The sequence below is a fragment of the Desulfosarcina sp. genome (genome assembly GCF_041551955.1).
Classification (GTDB): Bacteria; Desulfobacterota; Desulfobacteria; order Desulfobacterales; family Desulfosarcinaceae; genus Desulfosarcina.
Window position 1 is genome coordinate 1 of record NZ_JBFELV010000384.1, and the last position, 5019, is coordinate 5019.

A 5019-nucleotide genomic window follows, 5' to 3' on the forward strand; every position below is an offset into this window, starting at 1 on the left:
ACAAAAAGAAAATAAGAAAAGATGCACCGTAGCAACTCTTTTTTTTTCATGGTTGTCCTCCTCTTGTTTCAAGCTGGCGATGCCGCCATAAGAAGAAAGGCCTTCCGATCTGCCTCGCTTCCTATGACCGCGATTAAATCCTCGGCCATCAAAACAAACTTGGCGTCGGGATTGGGTTTTAATTGACCGTCCCGGACAACACCAACGATGGAAACACCCGTGGTTTTGCGGATCTCGCTTTCCCCAATGGATCGACTTGTCATCTTGCTTTCCTGGGACAATCGAATCCACTGCAGATCAAACTGCTGCTCAGCCCCACGGAGTTGAGAAAGTATTCGATAGCTGTCGTTCGAATCAAACAAGGCGGCATAAAGTTCCTGCCGAAATTTATCCGTGTGCCTTTGAACTTCTGTTGGAGGAATCTTTAGATGGAGAAGGGACTGGCGTGTCATCTCTAAACTCGCTTCAAATTCTGGGAGAACGACTGCCGAAACCCCAAGATCTTTCATTTCATTGAAATAATCCGGTCCGGGGATTCGCGCTACGATTGCAAGCTCTCCATTTAGACGTTTCGACTGAACAATGGCTGATCGCGTCACCGCGAGACTGGGTATGGTTAGAATGAGAAGCGATGCCGTCTTGATTTCCGCGGCTTCAAGAACAATCTCCTGTCTGGCATCTCCGTAGACCACGGACATGCCAGATCCTTTGGCTTGTTCAAACCGCCTGTGGTCAAGTTCGATGATGATAAAAGGTACATGCAGGCGCTTTAAAATTTGCGCAATCTGAAAACCCACTTTCCCGCCGCCCGCAATAACGACATGTCCCCGATAGCCATGATCGGAAATGTTGGAGGTTTCCAGAATTTCATGGCGAAACCAACGCTGCTTGAGCGCATAGATTTTTGCTGTTTGGCCTGAAATCAGTGGCGTGAGTATCATGGACAGAATTGCTGCGGTCAAGACCAGGGCGTATAGGTCGTTGCCGATGGAGCCGGTTGACAGGCCTACCCTGGCCAAGACAAAGGAAAACTCGCCAATTTGAAAAAGACCCAATCCAACGGCCAGCGGAATGACATTACGATAATTGAAAACACGGGATACCAGGGCAAAAATAAGGCCTTTGCCAATGCATACGGTTACGACCAAAAAAATGACTTCCCCAATATGGCTGAATAAAAATGATGGATCGAAGAGCATCCCGACCGATGAAAAAAACAGCAAGCCGAAAAGATCTCGCAGTGGAATGATATCGCTCAAGGCCTGGTGGCCATAATCCGACTCGCTCAAGACCATTCCTGCCACAAACGCGCCAAAGGCAAAGGAGAGCCCCGCAAGGTAGGTAAGATAGCCCACGCCGAGCCCGATGGCGGTAATCGCCAGCAAAAAAAGCTCCCTTGAACCGAGTTTGGCGATATGCGACATCAACCGAGGAAGCAGCCGCATTCCAAGCAAAACCATTCCCGTAATGAATCCCCCCGCCTTCAGGGCCGCAAAGCCAAGCGCCGGTAATCCAACGGCCGGATGGTTCAGTTGTGGGAGGATAATCATCATCGGTACCACAGCCAAATCCTGGACGATGAGCATCCCGATCATCACCTTGCTGGAAAGGGTTCCCAGCCAGCCCTGATTCATCAGCGTCTTTAGAATTACCATTGTACTTGAAAGCGAGACAAGCGCACCGAGCCAGAGCGAGGACTTCCAATCCAATCCCATGAGGTGGCCGATCCCCGAACCGAGCCCCACGGTGAGGGCCATCTGGATCGGGGTTCCCACCAAGGCAACCATCTTGACAGGCTTGAGGTCCTTGAGAGAAAATTCAAGCCCAAGCGCAAACAACAGGAGGGCAATACCGATCTCGGCAAGGAGTTCTATCTCGTGAATTTCCGAGACCGTCAGGCCTCCGGTATGGGGTCCAAGAAAAATCCCCGCTGCAATATATCCTAAGATGAGGGGTTGACCCAGCCGTTGCATTAGCAAGCCACAGAAAAATGCGGCTACCACGAGAAGGATGATATCGGTTGCTATACCCATCTATATTCCCTTCAATCGGGTTCCTTTTTTTTATAAAAACCAGTGCATTAAAAAAATGATGCGATATATGACACGCCAGAGGCGTGTCAACCCAAATCGGATGGGTCTTAATTTCTCCCTGTCATGAACAGCTTCCCTCATTCGGGCAGAGTTTGGTTCGCATTTTGGCTTTTATCTGGGGAAGAAGAATCCAGATCCCCAGTATGACCCCCCCAGACACGGTTCCTAACATGCCGATGGTGTGGATTTTATCTGTCCAGTCCAGCGAAATCAACCACATGGCAAAAGCGCCCAGCATGAAATAGATGAAGATCAGGAGCGAGGAGGCTGTCCCCACATGCCGGTCGACTTGTTCAAGCACCAGGTTGTTGCTGGGAGGTCGGCTGAGGCCGAAAGAGAAAGAAATAGTTGCCATGGGCAGGGCCAGTCCCCAGGGGCCAGGTATCCAGCGCACGATCATTCCAATCCCACCGACCAGAATTCCTGCAAAGCCGGCGGTCAACAGCCCCCTTGAGCCCACCCGGCCCAGCAGCCGTGTGCAGGAAAAAGCACCTACCATAATCGCGGCCGCGTTAAGGGCGAAAAAATACCCGAATACCTGCTCCGACAGCCCCAATCGGGTGATATAGATGTCCGCCGATCCGCCGATGAAGGCAAAGTGCGGCAGCACCATCAGGGACATCATCAGTGCAAAACCCATATATCTCCGGTTGCTCAAGAGCTGAAGGTAGATCCCGGCAGTCTGGAGGGCGCCAGTGGCCACCGGTGTTTCAAGGGTTTCCGGCATTCGAAACACGCCGATCCAGGCAAGCGTGCCGATGGCACCCTGGATCACAAACACCCACCGCCATGAGAACCAGGTCAGCACCCAACCGCCGAGGACCGGCGCCAACATGGGTGCCAAGGCCATGATGACGCCGATATAGGCCAGGATGCGTTCCCGTTCATGCACGTCGTAGACATCCTTGCTGATGGCCAACGCAAGGGCCGACGCAGAAGCTGCCCCTGCAGCCTGGAGCACCCGGAAGAAAATCAGGCTGACCACATTGTCCGCGAGGGCGCACAGGAGGCTCGCAAGAATGAAGATGCCGATACCGACAAGCAACAGCGGCCGCCGGCCGAAGCGATCCGACAACGGCCCATAGAACAGCAGAAAGACGCAGTAGCTGACAAAAAAACCGACCAGGGTCAGGTTGACCATTGCCAGGGGCTGCTGCCAGGCGCGCTGAAGCAGGGGGATGGCGGGAAGGTACATATCGGTCGAAAGGGGAGGGAAGGCTGCCAGTAGCGCCAGCAGCAAAAAGGGTCTTTTTTTGTATGACATATTCCAGTTGTCGCTTGAGAAATTAGATGATGGTAATGGTAAATGATGCTCCACGTCGTTTCTTTTTCTTCACCGTCAACATATCGTAAGAATTCATTTTGGATAGTAAAACCTGGCTTTCCAAACCGATATGGGTAGCTTGTCGGGAACCGCTCGAGACCTTTATTGAGTAGGCATGGCGTCCAGCGCTGTCTCCTGTGATCGGCCATGACCCACCCATTGGTGCATGTCTTCGATCAGCAGATACAGGCACGGCACCAGAATCAAGGTGATGACCGTGGCGAAGAGAATGCCGAAACCCAGCGACAGGGCCATGGGAATCATGAACCGGGCCTGGCGGGAGGTTTCGAAAATCATCGGCGCCAGACCGCCGAACGTGGTCAGGGTGGTCAGGACAATGGGCCGAAAACGGCGCAGGCCGGAAATGCGAATCGCTTCGAGCGGGTCGATACCTTCGCGCCGCTGCCGGTTGGCGTAATCGATGAGCACCAGCGAATCGTTGACCACCACCCCGGCAAGGGCCACGATTCCCATCATGCTCATCAGGCTGAGGTTGTATCCCATCAGCAAATGGCCGAGTACCGCACCGACGATGCCAAACGGAATGGCGATCATGACGATCAGCGGCTGACTGTAACTGCGAAAGGGAATCGCCAACAGGAAGTAGACCGCCAGCATGGACAGAGCAAATCCGCCGATCAGGCTCTGCATGCTCTCTTGCATGTCGGCCTGCCGCCCCTGGTAGCCATAGGTAAGTCCAGGGTAATCACGGGCCAGTTCGGGCAAAATGGTGCTGTTGAGGGCGGCCTGCACCTGGCCGGTTTCCCCCATGGGTTCCACGTTGGCGCTCACCGTCACCGTGCGCCGGGCGTCCCGGCGGCTGATGCTGGTGTAGGCCCGTCCCCGCTCAACCATGGCGATCTCGGCCAGCGGCACAAAGATTCCCGCCGGGGTCTGGATCATCAGATGCTCCACATGGTATTCGCTGGTGCGCTCGTTTTCGGGCAGCCGCACACGGACGGTCACCTCGTTGCGGCCGCGCTGCTGGCTGAGGGCCTCGGCACCGGAGAAGGCGCTGCGCACCTGACGGGCCACCTCGGCAGATGTCAGGCCCAGGCTCTGCCCTTCGGGCTTGATGGAAAAGTCCAGCTGCTGTTTTCCCGGTGTGTAGCCGTCGTCAATATCCTTGACGTTGGAAAACCCGGCCAGGCCTTCGGCCAGGGCAGCACTGGCCTGGTCGAGCACGTGGATATCGGAATGGGAGAGTTCAACGGTCAAGGACGCCCCGGAGCCGGGCCCGCCGCCGTCCGACTCAAAGAGAATGGATTCCAGGCCGACGACAGGGCCGAGCTTTTCCCGCCACAACTGGGTCACTTCACCGGTGTTCAAAGGGCGCACCCCGGCATCGGTCAGGTAGGCTTTTACTTTCACCTGATTTTCATCGACACTGGAAAAGATCCCCTTGAGCAGCTGGTCGCCGCCGTTTTCACTAGCCACAGCATTCATGGCAGCGGACAGTTTTTCCTGAACGGCCGCCACCTTGTCCATGGGACTGCCCACGGGAAGGACAGCGGTTACCTCGGCCTGGTCCGACTCGACCCGGGGCATCAGGATCATGCCGATGCGGCCGCTGAGGGCGTAGCTGAGCACGACGATCAGCAC

Annotated in this window: 3 protein-coding genes; all 3 read right to left on the reverse strand. The window is 55.0% G+C overall.

Going from position 1 to position 5019, the window contains the following annotated elements; translation table 11 throughout:
• Positions 1-68 precede the first annotated feature (68 nt).
• On the reverse strand, positions 69-2033 hold the full coding sequence (locus tag ABYV26_RS20675) for a cation:proton antiporter (RefSeq protein WP_372683252.1): 1965 nt from the start codon (positions 2031-2033) through the stop codon (positions 69-71).
• A 121-nt stretch (positions 2034-2154) separates the two neighbouring features.
• Positions 2155-3357 (reverse strand): multidrug effflux MFS transporter, encoded by a 1203-nt coding sequence (locus ABYV26_RS20680; RefSeq protein WP_372683253.1) that lies wholly within the window; start codon positions 3355-3357, stop codon positions 2155-2157.
• A 162-nt stretch (positions 3358-3519) separates the two neighbouring features.
• Positions 3520-5019, reverse strand: a 1500-nt coding sequence (locus ABYV26_RS20685; protein WP_372683254.1) for an efflux RND transporter permease subunit, incomplete at its 5' end; no start/stop codon positions are given.

Excerpts from the sequence above, each read along its gene's own strand:
- ABYV26_RS20675 (WP_372683252.1), bottom strand. The coding sequence starts at position 2,033 with ATGGGTATAGCAACCGATATCATCCTTCTCGTGGTAGCCGCATTTTTC.
- ABYV26_RS20680 (WP_372683253.1), bottom strand. The coding sequence starts at position 3,357 with ATGTCATACAAAAAAAGACCCTTTTTGCTGCTGGCGCTACTGGCAGCC.